Annotated in this window: 15 protein-coding genes and 1 pseudogene; 3 read left to right on the forward strand and 13 right to left on the reverse strand. The window is 68.6% G+C overall.

What is annotated here, in order from left to right:
• Positions 1 to 2: 2 nt before the first annotated feature.
• The 13 genes and pseudogenes from J2W68_RS05020 to J2W68_RS05080 form a co-directional block, all read right to left on the reverse strand.
• On the reverse strand, positions 3 to 851 hold the full coding sequence (locus J2W68_RS05020) for a hypothetical protein (RefSeq protein WP_310233293.1): 849 nt from the start codon (positions 849 to 851) through the stop codon (positions 3 to 5).
• Entirely contained in the window at positions 841 to 1503 is a 663-nt protein-coding gene (gene gspM, locus J2W68_RS05025) for a type II secretion system protein GspM (protein WP_310233294.1), read from the reverse strand. The genes J2W68_RS05020 and gspM overlap by 11 nt, the downstream gene beginning before the upstream one ends.
• Positions 1493 to 2680, reverse strand: coding sequence for a PilN domain-containing protein (locus J2W68_RS05030; RefSeq protein ID WP_310233295.1), 1188 nt, complete (start codon positions 2678 to 2680; stop codon positions 1493 to 1495). The genes gspM and J2W68_RS05030 overlap by 11 nt, the downstream gene beginning before the upstream one ends.
• Entirely contained in the window at positions 2680 to 3537 is an 858-nt protein-coding gene (locus J2W68_RS05035) for a general secretion pathway protein GspK (RefSeq protein ID WP_310233297.1), read from the reverse strand. The genes J2W68_RS05030 and J2W68_RS05035 overlap by 1 nt, the downstream gene beginning before the upstream one ends.
• The gene (locus J2W68_RS05040) at positions 3534 to 4169 is read right to left on the reverse strand and encodes a prepilin-type N-terminal cleavage/methylation domain-containing protein (RefSeq protein WP_310233298.1); all 636 of its coding nucleotides are present in this window, start codon (positions 4167 to 4169) and stop codon (positions 3534 to 3536) included. The genes J2W68_RS05035 and J2W68_RS05040 overlap by 4 nt, the downstream gene beginning before the upstream one ends.
• Positions 4166 to 4591: a type II secretion system protein XpsI gene (xpsI, locus tag J2W68_RS05045; RefSeq protein WP_310233300.1), complete on the reverse strand. Its 426-nt coding sequence runs from the start codon at positions 4589 to 4591 to the stop codon at positions 4166 to 4168. The genes J2W68_RS05040 and xpsI overlap by 4 nt, the downstream gene beginning before the upstream one ends.
• Positions 4588 to 5052 (reverse strand): type II secretion system protein XpsH, encoded by a 465-nt coding sequence (gene xpsH, locus J2W68_RS05050; protein ID WP_310233301.1) that lies wholly within the window; start codon positions 5050 to 5052, stop codon positions 4588 to 4590. Before xpsH ends, xpsI begins: the two co-directional genes overlap by 4 nt.
• Positions 5053 to 5132: 80 nt before the next feature.
• Positions 5133 to 5570, reverse strand: a complete 438-nt coding sequence (gspG, locus tag J2W68_RS05055) for a type II secretion system major pseudopilin GspG (protein ID WP_310233302.1) — start codon at positions 5568 to 5570, stop codon at positions 5133 to 5135.
• A 56-nt stretch (positions 5571 to 5626) separates the two neighbouring features.
• Complete coding sequence (gene xpsF, locus J2W68_RS05060) at positions 5627 to 6844, reverse strand: type II secretion system protein XpsF (protein ID WP_310233486.1); 1218 nt, start codon at positions 6842 to 6844, stop codon at positions 5627 to 5629.
• A 123-nt stretch (positions 6845 to 6967) separates the two neighbouring features.
• Positions 6968 to 7186, reverse strand: a pseudogene (locus J2W68_RS17975) (GIY-YIG nuclease family protein); the annotation flags it as partial.
• 112 nt (positions 7187 to 7298) lie between these two features.
• The gene (gene gspE, locus J2W68_RS05070; protein WP_430539670.1) at positions 7299 to 9032 is read right to left on the reverse strand and encodes a type II secretion system ATPase GspE; all 1734 of its coding nucleotides are present in this window, start codon (positions 9030 to 9032) and stop codon (positions 7299 to 7301) included.
• A 68-nt stretch (positions 9033 to 9100) separates the two neighbouring features.
• Positions 9101 to 9742: a DUF2242 domain-containing protein gene (locus J2W68_RS05075; protein WP_310233303.1), complete on the reverse strand. Its 642-nt coding sequence runs from the start codon at positions 9740 to 9742 to the stop codon at positions 9101 to 9103.
• A gap of 105 nt (positions 9743 to 9847) precedes the next feature.
• Positions 9848 to 10255 (reverse strand): hypothetical protein, encoded by a 408-nt coding sequence (locus J2W68_RS05080; RefSeq protein ID WP_310233304.1) that lies wholly within the window; start codon positions 10253 to 10255, stop codon positions 9848 to 9850.
• A gap of 88 nt (positions 10256 to 10343) precedes the next feature.
• Here J2W68_RS05080 and J2W68_RS05085 point away from each other — a divergent pair, with 88 nt between their 5' ends.
• From J2W68_RS05085 to J2W68_RS05095, 3 genes are read left to right on the forward strand one after another with little or no spacing between them, the layout of a single operon-like run.
• Complete coding sequence (locus J2W68_RS05085) at positions 10344 to 11678, forward strand: acyltransferase family protein (protein ID WP_310233488.1); 1335 nt, start codon at positions 10344 to 10346, stop codon at positions 11676 to 11678.
• A 28-nt stretch (positions 11679 to 11706) separates the two neighbouring features.
• Complete coding sequence (locus tag J2W68_RS05090; protein ID WP_310233305.1) at positions 11707 to 12876, forward strand: serine hydrolase; 1170 nt, start codon at positions 11707 to 11709, stop codon at positions 12874 to 12876.
• Positions 12877 to 12884: 8 nt separating this feature from the next.
• Positions 12885 to 14012 (forward strand): serine hydrolase, encoded by a 1128-nt coding sequence (locus J2W68_RS05095; protein WP_310233306.1) that lies wholly within the window; start codon positions 12885 to 12887, stop codon positions 14010 to 14012.
• Positions 14013 to 14020 lie beyond the last annotated feature (8 nt).

The raw sequence follows: 14020 nt of genomic DNA on the forward strand, positions 1-14020 counted from the left end.
GTCTAGTCCTGGGCGGAGTTGGATTGCTGTTGCTGCTGACGCAGACGTGCGCGCCGTTCTTCGATCCGGCGACGGATGGCTTCGACCTGCGCTTCCGACGGACCGGCGGCTTGCGCGGCCTCGGGCGTCGCACTGCCGTCGCTGTCGGTCACTGGCGTCGCCTGCTGGCCGGCGGGGCCACGCGGTTGCCCGTTGGCAGCCGGCACGCTGCCGGGCGGCTGGTTGGCGCCGTTGCCCGCCGCACTGGCCGCGCTCTGGGCCGCCTGCGCAGGCGGACGCGGTGCAGCCTGCGTCGGCGACTGCCCATCTGGCGGCGGTATCGGCGTCATCGGGGTCGGCGGCTGCCCGCCGTTGCCGTCGAACACGCGAAGTTCCAGCGTGCGTGGGCCTTCGGGCGTAGTGAACACGACGCTGCGCGCATCCACCGAATCGAGCAGCCAGTTCGTCGCCTCGGGCGGACCTTCGCCGACCTTGAGCCGGATCGAATCGCCACCGCCGCTGGGCTGCAGGATCGCCATCGCGAAATCGGGCGTGCGCAGCACGCTGGTCAGTACGTAGTCGAATCCGGTGCCGCTGCCCTCGCCCTCGTCCTGCGGATCGATGAAGAACGGATGCGGCCGACGGTCGCCGCTGAACAACGGACGCGCGGCGACTTCGTCAAAGCTCGACAACGGCGGCGCTGGCGCGGTGTTCGCAGGCATAGGACTGATCGGCGCGGCGACGCTGCCATCGTCCTCCAGCGCGCCGATGCGGCTGCCGAGTCCGGCCAGCGACAGCAGCGCGAACACCAGCGCCCAGCCGCCGACCGTGGCCACCAGCCAGGTGCGCGCGTTGGTGGCATCAATCCGCATCGTTGTCTCCATCGGCCACCGCCGGCTGCCCACGTGCGGCGGCGCTGGCGGCGGGCGCCGCGCCGGGGGCCGGCAGCACGTAGCCGGACAGATCGAAACTCACGTCGACGCCGCCACTGGTCGCGCCGGCCGCGAGCGTGTGCCGCTGGCTGAGGATGTTGAGATTGTCGACGAACAGCCGCGGCGTGCCGGTTTCCAGCGAATGCAGCACTGCGGCCAGTTCCGGATTGCCGCAGCGCAGCCGCACCTGGACCGTGGCGCGCGGATACTTGTCGGTGCGCGGGCCGGCGATCGGCGAGCGGTTGCTGATCGCGCAGCTGCGGTTGCCGGGGCTCGCGTCGAGCACCGCGCTCTCGAGACGCTGCACCAGCGCCGCGGTCGCGAGTTCCACGCCGGCCTGCGGCATGAAACCGGGGGTCTCGTCCATCGCCGCGCGCGCACGTTCGAGTTCGGCGCGCACCTGCGGCGCCTGCTCGAGTTCGCGGCGGATGCGCAGCTCGCGTTCCTGCAGCGTGTCGATGCGCGTGCCGAGCTCGCGCATCGGCTGGGTCCACCACGGATGGATCAGCAGCAGATATCCCAGCAGCAGCACGCCGAGCAGCAGCGCGAGTGCCAGCCAGCGATCGCGGGCCGACACGGACCTATCGGGCATCATCCGCACGCACGGGCTCCTGTGGTGTGGAGGGAGCGGGTGCCGGCACGGCCGCGGGCGGCACGAGTTCGGCGGTCAACGTGAAGCGGTCGGCACGCGTGCGCGGATCGTTCTGCAGCGCGCCAGCCAGCGCAGGCGCGCGCCACAGCGTGGAGCCCGACAGTTGACCGACCAGCGCCGAGGCTTCGGTGCTCAGACCGATCAGCAACACGCGGTCGCCTTCGATCGCGGCCTTCTCCAGCGATGTGGAATCCGGCAGCCGGCGCGCGAGTTCGTCGAGCACTGCGACGGTCAGCGGCCGCGCGGCGCGTTGCGCCTGCAGGAAGGCCATGCCTTCGCGCAGATCGGTCAACTGCTGGCGTTGCGCGGATGCCGCGCGCGCGCGCGTCGCCTCCGACGCGACACGCGCTTCCAGCGCATCGGCGGCGGCGCTGCGGTTCTCGCGCATCTGCCACAGGCCGAACACGGTCAACAGCACGGCGATGCCGAGAATCAGCAGTTGCACGGGGCGCTGCGGATCCTCGCGGCGGCGGCGACGTGCATCGTCGATCAGGTTGACGCCCAGCGGGCCGGTGTCGCCGGCGAGATCGATGCCGGCGAGCATCGGCGCCAGCGGACCGAGCGCCGCGAGCTGTGCGTCGATCGCGGCGCGCGGCACCACCACCAGTTCCACGTCGATCTGGCCGTCGCCGCGCCGGCCGAGCACGCGATGGTCGTAGCGCACGTCAGCGGCTGCGAACGGCGTCTGCCGGTCGATCTCGAAGCCGAGCACATCGTGCAGGCGGTCGCCGGCGGCTTCGGGCAGGGTCAGTTGCCGACGCAGGCCGGTACGCGCGGGCAGCAGCAGCCAGCGCGGCAGATCGATCGTGCGCGGCGCGAGCAGGGTGGCCAGCGGATCGCCGGCGGTGTCGTCGAACGAGGCGCGCGGCACGTTCGCGAGGTCGCGCACGCCATCGGCATCCTGGAGTTGCAGCGCGATATCCGCACCATTGCCGACCAGCAGCAGACGCCGGCTGGCGAGCCCGAACAGCTCGCGCACGCGGGCCGGCAACCAGGCCGACAGCGCCGCGCCCCACCACGACACGAACGTGCGGACACGTACGGACGTGCGGCCGTCCAGACGCCAGGCGCGACGGCCGGGCGCGCGTTCGGCCGGAGATGCGGGTGTAGCGGACATCATCGTGGTGACGCTCCTTCCTCCCAACGCAGCACGGTGTAAGCCGTGCCCGGTACGGCGCCACCGCCGGTCCTGACGACTGCACGCAACCGCGCGGTCCGTCCTTCCGGGAGCCGCGCCTGACTCTCGACACTATACGTGCCGCTGCCGCCGCCCAGCAGGGCGCCCACGAGCTGCGCCGCAGTGGCTTCGCGCGCGGCGAGGATCGGATCGGCCTCGACGCCCATCGCCTGGAGCACCGGCGCGGCGGCGAATTGCGGATCGGGTGCCGGCAGGCGGCTGTAGATCGTCAGATGCGGCGCGACCGCCTCGAACAGCTCCGGCGTCATGCCCAGTACCTGCTCGACCTCGGCGACGCTTTCGAACGGCGCGTTCTTGGCGCCGTAGGGCCGCCCCGCGCTGGCGTAGTCCGCGGCTTCGGCGCCGCCGGTGATCTGTACGAAATCGTCGCCGTCACGCCAGTCGACGATCGCGCCGGCAACCTGCACGGCGAGGTTCTGTTCGGTGCCCGTGGCTTGCAGCAGCGCGGCCAGCAGCAAACCGTCGGCCGCGTTGAGATCGACCTTGCCGGTCTCGTCGACGATGTTCAGTTCCACATCGATGTCGTGGAAGCGCCAGGCATAGGGACGCCCGTCAGGCTGCCACTGCAGTGCAGGGTCGTCCATCGCCAGCCGCGTCAGCGCGTATTCGAGACCTGCGCGCGCGGCCTGGTCGCCGGCGACGCCGCGGCTGAGCACACGGCCCTGCTGCTGCTCGATGCGCGCGGTCAGTGCGAAGGCGCCGACCAGCGCGGCCAGCAGCGTGATCAGCCACAGCACCAGCAGCAGCGCCGCGCCGCGATGCGCGCGCGCACTCATGGCGGTGCCACCGGGGCGGCTTGTCCGGTGCCCTGCGGCAACGTCACCACGAGCGTGGGCCAGACGCCGTCGCGTTCGGTCTCGATCTGCACTTCGACCTGCAACGGCAAAGCGGCCGGTCCCCAGCGCTCCTGCCACTCGCCGAGCGCACCCGTGTCGTCGAAGCCGCGATAGCGCAGGCGCAGTTCGACCAGATCGTCGACCAGGGATTCCGGCGGACGCGGACTGGGCGGCTCGATCGTGCGACCGGTCATCACCATGCCGAATGCGACCGTCAGGCGCTGCGTGCCGCGCACCTCGTCGACCGCGATGTCGTGCAGATGCGGCCCGCCCTGCCCCAGATAGTTCGGCAAATCGGCAACAAAGCGCAGACGCTGCGGCTCGCCGACGAATTGCGAGATCTCGCCGGTGCTTTCGTCGGTCTGGAATGCGATCTGCTGCGCGGATGCGACGCGCCGGCGCAGGAAGCCTTCCACCGCGCGCATCCGCTCGCTGCGCTGCGACAGCGCTTCTCCGCGATCGACAGTCGCGGTCGCCGCGCGCAGCGTGGTCAGCGCCAGCGCAAGGCCAGCCGCCAGCAATACCGTGGCCAGCAGCACTTCGATCAGGGTGAACCCGCGTGCGTGCTTCATGGCATCGACACTCCGGGCGCATCGGGTTCGCGCAGCCGCAACGTGTGCACCTGCAGCCGCTCGCGCGGACCGCGCTCGCCCCAGTCGACCGCCAGTGCGATCTCGAACAACTGCTGGCCGGACGGAACGACCAGTGCCGGCGGCATCTGCGGATCGACGTAGGGCGCGATCTCCAGCGTCCAGCGATAGCGCCCGTCCTCGAACCCGCCAGTGGTACTGCCTGGTACCACAGGAATATCGATGCCGATGCCATCCAGCAGCGACTGCGCATGCAGCGCCGCGCGCCCGGAATCCGCCGCCCAGCGCACCTGGCGCGTGCCGTTCGACAACGTGCCGAGCAACAGCATCAGCGCGATGCCCAACACCGCGAACGCCACGATGACTTCGATCAGGGTGTAACCGCGCTGGCCGCGATGACTCATTCGTCCGCGTTCGCGCGGGATAGACGCACTTCGCCGGTCAGCCAGGCCACGTCGACCTGCCACGCGGCATCGCGCAACAACACACGCACGCGCCCGCCAGTCGCGGCGCCGTCGGCGAAGAACAGGATCGCGCCTTCGCTGTCGCTCGACTGCAGTTCGCGCGCACCGGTGAATTCGACTGCAAGTGGTTCCGGAATCGTGCCGCGGCGGCCATTGGGCGCCTGCCAGGTGCGCGCCTGCGGATCGATCACGAAGCGCTGCGGCTCGCCGGTCGAGATCGCCTGCGCCCGCGTGTAACGCAACTGCGCGGCGATCGTCTTGCTTGTGGACTGCAGCGCGATGCGATCGAAACCACCGCTCATGGCGGTCGCCGCCAGGACGCCGGTCACAGCGATCAGGCCGACGACCAGCAGCACTTCGAGCAGTGAAAAACCGCGAACCCTGGCGATGCGATGCGACATCTGGCGCGGCGACGTTCCGGAGCGGGAGCAGCCCCGGAATCTAGCATCATCGGCGCCGCTTTCCACGGCGCGCGGGCCGCTTATTCGTAACGGATATCGGCGTTGACGCTGTCGCCGCCGGGCTTGCGGTCGGCGCCGTAGCTGACGATCTCGAAGGGCTGACTGCTGCCCGGCGCGGCGAACTCGTAGGGCGTGTTCCAGGGATCGCGCAGCTCGGCATCCTTGGCATACGGCCCGAGCCAGCCGCTGGCGCCGCCGGGCTGGGTGACGAGATCGCCCAGCGAATTGGGCAGCGTGCCGGTATCCATTTCGTACTGGTGCACCTTTTCGGCCAGCGTCTGCACCTGCGCCTTGGCGAGGTTCACGCGCGCGCGGTCGCCGCCGCCGAGGATGCGGGTCGCGGCGAACGCGACGATGCCGCCGATCAACACGACGACGAGGATGATCTCGATCAGGCTGAAACCGCCCTGCGCGCTGCGTGGGCTGCCGAGGGGACGCGATCTGCGGATGTGCTGCATCGACACTGCCTCGCTCAAGAGTCTGGAGCGCATTGTATGACGCCGCGCAGCTGAACCTAGCCGATGACGCTGGTCAGGTCATAGATCGGCACCAGCACCGCGAGGATCACCACCATCACCACCAGCGCGAGCAGCATCGTGATCGCCGGCACCAGCGCGGCGAGCATGCGGTCGAGCGATGTGCCGGTCTGCTGGTCGAAGGTGTCCGCGGTCTTGAGCAGCATGGCGTCGAGCGCGCCCGACTCCTCGCCGACCTGGATCATCTGGATCGCCAGCCGCGGAAAACGCTTGCTGCGGCCCAGGGCCGTCGACAGGCCGACACCGTTCTTGACCTCGGACTCGGCCGCCTCCACGTCCGCCGACAGCGCCAGATTGCCCAGCACCTTGCGGCCGATGCCCAGCGCCGCGATCAGCGGCACACCGTTGCGCAGCAGCGTGCCCAGCGTGCGGGCCAGCCGCGCGGTTTCGATACGCGCGACCAGCGGGCCGAAGATCCGCCGCTCCAGCAACCAGGCGTCGAACCGCAGCCGGAACCGCGCGTCGCGCAGCTTCAGCACGAAGGCGTAGAGCGCGATCACTGGCACCGCCAGCATGAGGATCCACCAGTCGCGGACGAACTCGCCCAGGCCGAGCACGATCTTGGTGAACACCGGCAGTTCCGCATCCAGGCTGTCGTACATCGCCGCGAACTGCGGCACCACGTAACCGAGCAGGAACATCAGCGATGCGCCGACCATGACGATCAGGATCGCGGGATAGATCAGCGCGTTGACCACGCGACCGCGCAACAGGCGCGCGCTTTCGAGGTAGTCGGCGAGACGCTGCAGCGTGTCTTCAAGGCTGCCACCTGCCTCGCCGGCGCGCACCATGTTCACGTACAGCCGCGAGAAGGTGCCGTGCTGGCGTTCGAGCGCGGTCGACAGCGACACGCCGCCGCGCACCGCGTCGCGCAGTTCGGTGATCGTGCGCTTGGCTTCCGGCTCCTCTGGCAGATCGAGCAGGATCGTCAGTGCGCGATCCAGCGGCTGACCGGCGTTGAGCAGCGTCGCGAGCTGCTGGGTGAACTGCACCAGCCTCGGCCCCGAGAACGGCTTGGGTTTGAACAACGCTTTCCAGTCCTCGACCGCCCGCGCCTCGCTTGCCGGCCGCGCCTCGACCGGCAGATGGCCCTGCTCCTGCAGGCGCAGCGCGACCTCGGCTTCGCTGGCGGCATCCATCGTGCCGTCGAGCGTTTCACCGCGGGTGTTGAGGGCTTTGTAGCGGTAGAGGGTCATGGGAGGCTGTTTTTGTCGTGTGCGGGGCATAACGTCCATGGTTGGCACTTGCTCTGTGATGTCCGGCCACAGATCACGCCACGATGGGTTCATCTCGTCGATCAATCTCACCTTCCATGCTCGATTCCATTTCTTGATCCGCTTCTCCCGCAGAATCGCCGATTCCATCGTTTCGTGGAGTTCGTACCAGACAAGATCGCCGACGCGATGACGGGCGGTGAACCCATCGATGACATGTGTCCGGTGTTGCCACGCGCGCCTGACAAGATCACCCGTCACACCGATGTAAAGCGTACCGTTGCGGCTGCTTGCCATGAGATACACGCAGGGCTGGCGATCCATCGCGACGCCTCAATGCCCCACGTCCATGGATAACCAGAGATGCGCCTTTTGAAAGCCCCGCTCTCGCAGGAGTGACGTGCGCACCGGATGCGGGGCAACGCTGAAGTGACCATCACGCGTCCTCCGTCACCCGCAGCACTTCCTCGATCGTCGTCTCGCCCGCCAGCGCCTTGAGAATGCCGTCCTCGTACATCGTGCGCATGCCCGATTCGCGGGCGAGCTGTTCGAGCTCGCCCATGCCGGCGTGACGCATCACCGCGCGGCGCAGCGTGTCGTTCATGACCAGGAACTCGACGATCGTCGTGCGGCCGAGGTAGCCGGTAGGCGCACCAGCCGACGGGCCCGGGCGATACAGCACGATCTCGCCGTCCGGCTGGAACCGGCGCAGCTCGAAGCGTTCGATCTCCTCGGGCGATGCGGCGTAGCGCACGCGATGCGTCGGCTCGAGCTTGCGCACCAAGCGCTGGGCGAGAATGCCGTTGACCGTGGACGTGAGCAGGTAATCCTCGACACCCATGTCGAGCATGCGGGTGATGCCGCCGGCGGCGTTGTTGGTGTGCAGCGTGCTGAGCACCAGATGGCCGGTCAGTGCTGACTGGATCGCGATGCGCGCGGTTTCCAGATCGCGCATTTCGCCGATCATGATGATGTCCGGATCCTGGCGGACGATCGAGCGCAGCGCGTGCGCGAAATCGAGACCGATCTGCGGCTTGGCCTGAATCTGATTGATGCCCTCGATCTGGTACTCGACCGGATCCTCGACGGTGATGATCTTGACGTCCGGCGTGTTGAGCTGCGACAGCGCGGTGTAGAGCGTCGTCGTCTTGCCCGAGCCGGTCGGGCCGGTGACCAGCAGGATGCCGTGCGGCTGATCGAGCACCTTGTTGAACTGCGGCAGGAATTCGTCGGTGAACCCGAGCCGGTAGAAATCGAAGACCACGGTTTCGCGATCGAGCAGACGCATCACCACGCTCTCGCCGTGCGCGGTCGGCATCGTCGACACGCGCAGGTCGAGCTCCTTGCCCTGCACGCGCAGCATGATGCGGCCGTCCTGCGGCAGCCGGCGCTCGGCGATGTTGAGCCGCGCCATGATCTTGATGCGGCTGATCACCGCCGCGGTGAGATTCACCGGTGGACTTTCGCCGTCGATCAGCACGCCGTCGACGCGATAGCGCACTTTCAGCCGGCTCTCAAACGGTTCGATGTGGATGTCGGAGGCGCGCAGCTCGACCGCGCGCTGGATCACGAGGTTCACCAGCCGGATCACCGGCGCCTCGGACGCGAGATCACGCAGGTGCTCGACGTCGTCGACATCGCCGCCGCCCTCGCCATCGGCCGATTCGATGATCGTGCCCATCGCGCTGCGGCCCTGGCCGTACCAGCGTTCGATCAGATCGTCGATCTCCGAGCGCAGACCGACGGCGGGCGCGATATCGCAGCCGGTCGCAAGACGCACTGCGTCCAGCACGTAAGCATCAAACGGATCGGACATCCACACCTGCAGGCGGCCGCGGCTTTCGCCGATCGGCAGCACATGGAACTGGCGCAGGAACCGGACCGACAAGGGCTGAGCGCCATCGACGAGTTCCGGCGGCTCTTCAGGCACCGACTTGGCAGACAGCAATGGCAGGCCCAGTTCTGCGGCGCAGGCTTCGGCGTGGTCGCGCTCCGACACCAGACCCAGACGCCCGAGCAATGTCAGCAGACTGCCGCCGGCCTCGGCGTGCAGGCGCTGCGCGCGTGCCAGATCGACATCCTTGAGCCGGCCGCTGGCGCGCAGGCGCGCGACGATGCGCGCTTCAGGCGTGTCGGGCGTCGCTGTGGAATCCTCGAGCACCGCATTCACTGCACGGCCATCCCATCGATTACGGATCGGCCGACTTTAGCAGTCGACGGCGCCGGGCGCGGGGTGGATCAGTCTTGCGGCAGGTCGCTCGTTGCTGGCGCCGCGCCTTGGTTGAGGTCGGCCGGTGGCGGGTCTTCGCGGCGCATCTCGTCGGCGCTCGGCGTGCGGTCGCGGCTGCTCGGCGCCGGCACGTAGAAGCCGACGCGCTCGAAGAAGCGGCGATAGAACCCGGCGTCCTGCACGGTGCTGCTGGCGGTGCGCACCAGCGAGTCCTCGCTGCTGCCGATGGGCAGCGACAACGACCCCAGAGCGCCGACGCCTACGCTCGCGGAATTGGAACTCTTGCGCAGCACGTAGCGGTCGAGCAGCGCGCTGACGAACAGCAGCGTGCGGTCGCTCCCACGGGACACGCAGGACACGCGCACCGCAAGCTGGGTGTGGACTTCGGCTTCGGGCTGGAAGTTTTTGGTCGCTTCCACCGCTTCATCGCTGGACTTGCCCACTGCATAGCCCTGGCCGAGCAGCGCCAGACGCGCCGCGCTGCAGACCTGCGCAGGCGGCAGTTCATAGGTGCGCGAGTAGGTCTCGTCGGAATCGAAGGATTCGCCCATGAACGGCGCGTCCTCCCGCGCGTTGCGTCCGCATGCGGCCAGCACGAGCACGGCAACGGCCAGGGTGGTCACACGCGGCAGGAATCGAACGGATTGCATCGGGGCAGGTCGGAAACCGGGACCGCGGCATGATACCGGTGCGCGAAGCGTCCAATCCGACCCGCCTTGCGCGGTTCATCGTGCAGACGGACGCGCCGCGAAGCGTCAATGCGCCTTGGGCGGCGCCTCCGGCGGTGCATTGCGGGTCTGCCGCTCGGCCTCTAGCCAATCGAGATGCTCGACCAGTGTGCGCCCCTGCGCTTCGGCCTCGGCGCTGGCCGCAGCATCGAGGGCCTTCGACACCGACAGGCGCGTGGCAATGCCGTTCGCGTGGCGCGAGGCCGCGGTGTGCCGCAACATCGCGAGCACCATCGCCGCGCTTGGCGTGGCGGCGACCGGCTCGCCGCGCAGCACGAGCGTCCACTCACCCTCGTGATAAGTCGCACCGGCGAGCACACGCTCATCGGGCCCTTTGAGTTGCGCATGGATCTGCGGCATGCCCGCGATGCCATCGCTGCGGCGCGGCGCATTGCGACGTCTTGCGTCGCGGCGGGACTTGGACGAGATGGACATCGGACTGCGGTCGCACGGAAGTCTGGCGCGACAGTATCCCAGATCGGCGCGGGACCGCTGACCGCTCCATCACGTGGGCGCTGCTGGAATGCAGGGCCCGACCTCGAAGAGATTCCCATGGTCCAGGTGCCGCTATCCCTCCACGCATCGCGTGCATGCCGTCCCGCATTCCTGTCGCCATCGCGCGCATGCGGCGCAGTGGGGTTTTGCTGATGCGGGTGGCGCGTGCGGCTCGCCACAGACGGCCCGACCGCGCCGGAGACGCAGCGTGAGCGCGGTACAGGCGGAGCCGTCGCAGCGGCGATCTGAAAGCGTCACGACGCCATCTCCTGGACGGATCGGCGCGATCGATCTGGCGCGGGGCTTCGCAGTCGTTCTGATGATCCTCAGCCATGGCACCAACGGCCTGATGCCGTTCGACGACTTCCCCGCCTGGGGCCAGGTACCGGTCCACGCAATTACCAAGTTCTCCTCGTCACTGTTCGTGATCGTGTTCGGCATCGCACTCGCCGTGGCGTTCGTACCCAAGACCACGGCGCCCGACTGGCCGCAGCGCCGCAACCGCCTGTTGTGGCGCGGGCTGGTGGTGCTGTTCTGGTACAAGGTGCTCACCGTCGTGGAGATGTACGGACGCCATGACACGGGGGCGATCGTCGACACCCTGCTGTATCGCGATTTTCCGTCGTTCGTCGAGATCCTCGGTTTCTATGCCATCGCGCTGCTGTGGATTCCGTGGCTGCTGCCGCTGTGGGCAAAGACGCCTGCGTGGCTGCGCTGGCTGAGTCCTGTGCCGGTCGCGTTTGCGTCGTGGTGGCTTCTGCACCATTTCGATTTCTGGGGCGTGCCGCAACTGCAGGCGCTGATCGTCGAGCATCCCGATTACTACACCTGGGGCCAGCTTGCGCGCGGGCCGTTGATCCTGGTCGGCCTGCTGATCGGCGGCGTGCTGCTGCAGGCGTATCGCGAACCACGCACGCGCTGGGCACTGGCCGGCGTACTGGCGCTGGTATCGGCGGCATTGTTCGCCTGGTTTCTGATCCGTGCCGGCGAGCTGCGCCCGCTGCTGGTCGATATTGCGCGCAACACCGGCAAGCACCCCCCGCAACTGATGTTCATGCTCTTCAGCACCGGCGGCGCGTTCGCGCTGCTGGCGCTGGCGGTCGCCGGCGGCGAATGGCTGGCCAAATGGCTGCGCCCGATCGCGGTCATCGGCAGCGACGCGCTGATGGCCTTCATCGTGCACATCAGCGTGATCTTCCTGCTGCTGCGCGAAACGCTGGGGCTGTACCAGTCCGTGACCTACGAACGCGCGCTGCTGTTGACCGCTTTGCTGCTGGCCGCAACCGCGACCTGGATCTGGCTCTGGGGCGCGATGAAGCGCGCATTGAAGCGTTCGTCCGACAGCGAAGTTCAGCGCAAGTGAAGCGGCCGGCCACCAGGCTCCCGAGCCCATGCTGAGACGCCTGTACTACGTCATCTTCGCCGCTGCGCTCGCGCTTGCGTGGCCGGGCCGCCCGGCCGTTGCGCAGACGCCCACGCCCGCTGCAACGGCGCCGGCCGCCGGCAAGCCCGCAATCGCCAAGGCCGGGCTCGCGACGTCGCCCCCGGTGGCCGACGCAGGCTGGCGCGCTGACCTGGACCGCCGCATACGGGCCGTCGACGCGCGGTTTTCCGGCGAACTGGGTGTGCATGTGCAACGTCTCGACGATGGCGCGCAGTACGGCTTCCGCGCCGACGAGATCTGGTACCTGGCATCGGGCGTCAAGGTGCCGATCGCGATTGCGGTGCTGCGCGAGGTCGAACAGGGCTGGCTGACGCTCGACACCCAGGTGACCCTGCTGGACAGCGACATCGTCGATGGCGCCGGACGGACCAATGGACATCGCGCCGGTGACCGGTTGACCGTCGCCTGGTTGCTCGACCAGATGATCGTCTACAGCGACAACACCGCAAGCGACCTGCTGATCCGCACCGTGGGGCTCGGACAGGTCAACCGGGTGGCGGCGGAACTGATTGCACGCGATGTCCGGATCACGACGCTGGCCGATGTGCGTCGCCTCGCCTATGGCATGTTCCACCCCGGCGCTGCCGGCCTGCGCGGCCAGGACATGCTGGCGCTGCAGCGTGCAGGCGCCGGTCAGGCACGCGTGCGCAGGCTTGCGCAGCTGCTCGGCGTCACGACCGACGATTTCCTGCTGCCCGATCTCGACAGCGCGTTCGAGTCCTACTACGCCACCCACGCCAACAGCGGCACGCTGCGCGATTTCGGCCGGATGCTGGCGGCGCTGCAGGCGGGCGAAGCGCTCGAGCCCGAAAGCACGCAGTACCTGCTCGACGTGATGGCGCGCGTGCAGACCGGCAAGCAGCGCATCCGCGCAGGCCTGCCCGCCGACGCGCGTTTCGCCCACAAGACCGGCACCCAGTACCGGCGCATCTGCGACGCCGGCATCGCGAGCCTGCCGACGCGCGATGGCAGCGCGCCGGTACATGTGGTGATTGCCGCTTGTGCGCGCGGCGCCAGCACGGCCGCGAGCGAGCGCGCGATGCGCGAACTCGGTGCCGCGGTGACCGCGTCGGGGGTGCTGGATCCCCCGCGCCTTCCACATTTGCCCACCCGATGAGTCCCGCCATGCCCGCACGTGCCCTGTATCGATTCGCGCCTCTCGTGTTGTCCGTCGCGTTGCTGGCGGCATGCCGCGGTGGGGAGACACCGCCACCTGCAGACGATCCCGCTGCGCAACCTGCAGTCGACGCGGCTCTCGCAACCGACGCGCCCTGGGTCGCTGCACTCGATACGCGCATCGACGCACTCGATGACGCGATGCCCGGCCGGTTCGGCGTCCACGTCCGGCATTACGGCGCGCAGCCGGGCACGCTGGACCTTGGCCAGGACCGCGCCTGGTATCTGTCGTCGACGATCAAGATTCCGGTGGCGATCGCGGTGCTCGAACAGGTCGACGCGGGCACGCTGTCACTCGACGACACACTGACGCTCGCGCAGACCGATTTCGTCGACGGCGCCGGCGACATGCTCGAACACAAACCCGGGCAGACCTTCAGCATTGCCACGCTGCTGGAGAAGTCACTGCGCGACAGCGACAGCACCGCGACCGACATGCTGATCCGCAAGCTCGGCGAGGACCACCTCAACGCACGCATCCAGGCGTGGACCGGCGGCGGCTTCGGCCCCGTCACGACGATCCTGCAGGTCCGCTACGACGCTTACGCCCCCGTGCATCCCGGCGTGGCGCAACTGGACAACATGGCCATCGTGAGCCTGCGCAACGCGGAGGCCGGTGAGCCGCGCCTGCAGGCCTTGGCGAGTGCGTTGGGCGTGGCCCGCGCAGGCCTCGATGCCGACACGCTGGATGCGGTGTTCGATGCCTACTACCGCAGCGACCGCAACACGGCGACCCTGCCGGCGTTCGCCGTCCTGCTTGACCGCCTGGCGGCAGGCGAGCTGCTGTCACCCGACAGCACGCGGCGCGTGCTCGACCACATGCGTGCCATCAGCACCGGCGACCGCCGCATCAGCGCCGGCCTGCCAGCGGGCACCGACTTCGCGCAGAAGACCGGCACCCAGCACCGCCGCGCCTGCAACGTGGGCGTCATCAATGCCGAACGCGCACGCGACGGCGCCACACTGGTGCTCGCGTGCGCCGAGGACTTCGACGAGCTGGCACAGGCCGAAACCGCGTTCCAGGGCCTGGGGCGCGCACTGGGCGAGACGTTGCTCGATGCGGACGCCGGCGGGTGAGTGCAAGC

This window comes from Luteimonas terrae (assembly GCF_031457535.1).
GTDB lineage: Bacteria > Pseudomonadota > Gammaproteobacteria > Xanthomonadales > Xanthomonadaceae > Luteimonas > Luteimonas terrae_A.

Coding starts and splice junctions, on each gene's coding strand:
- J2W68_RS05020 (WP_310233293.1), bottom strand. CDS start 851: ATGCGGATTGATGCCACCAACGCGCGCACCTGGCTGGTGGCCACGGTC.
- gspM (WP_310233294.1), bottom strand. CDS start 1,503: ATGCCCGATAGGTCCGTGTCGGCCCGCGATCGCTGGCTGGCACTCGCG.
- J2W68_RS05030 (WP_310233295.1), bottom strand. CDS start 2,680: ATGTCCGCTACACCCGCATCTCCGGCCGAACGCGCGCCCGGCCGTCGC.
- J2W68_RS05035 (WP_310233297.1), bottom strand. CDS start 3,537: ATGAGTGCGCGCGCGCATCGCGGCGCGGCGCTGCTGCTGGTGCTGTGG.
- J2W68_RS05040 (WP_310233298.1), bottom strand. CDS start 4,169: ATGAAGCACGCACGCGGGTTCACCCTGATCGAAGTGCTGCTGGCCACG.
- xpsI (WP_310233300.1), bottom strand. CDS start 4,591: ATGAGTCATCGCGGCCAGCGCGGTTACACCCTGATCGAAGTCATCGTG.
- xpsH (WP_310233301.1), bottom strand. CDS start 5,052: ATGTCGCATCGCATCGCCAGGGTTCGCGGTTTTTCACTGCTCGAAGTG.
- gspG (WP_310233302.1), bottom strand. CDS start 5,570: ATGCAGCACATCCGCAGATCGCGTCCCCTCGGCAGCCCACGCAGCGCG.
- xpsF (WP_310233486.1), bottom strand. CDS start 6,844: ATGACCCTCTACCGCTACAAAGCCCTCAACACCCGCGGTGAAACGCTC.
- J2W68_RS05075 (WP_310233303.1), bottom strand. CDS start 9,742: ATGCAATCCGTTCGATTCCTGCCGCGTGTGACCACCCTGGCCGTTGCC.
- J2W68_RS05080 (WP_310233304.1), bottom strand. CDS start 10,255: ATGTCCATCTCGTCCAAGTCCCGCCGCGACGCAAGACGTCGCAATGCG.
- J2W68_RS05085 (WP_310233488.1), top strand. CDS start 10,344: ATGCAGGGCCCGACCTCGAAGAGATTCCCATGGTCCAGGTGCCGCTAT.
- J2W68_RS05090 (WP_310233305.1), top strand. CDS start 11,707: ATGCTGAGACGCCTGTACTACGTCATCTTCGCCGCTGCGCTCGCGCTT.
- J2W68_RS05095 (WP_310233306.1), top strand. CDS start 12,885: ATGCCCGCACGTGCCCTGTATCGATTCGCGCCTCTCGTGTTGTCCGTC.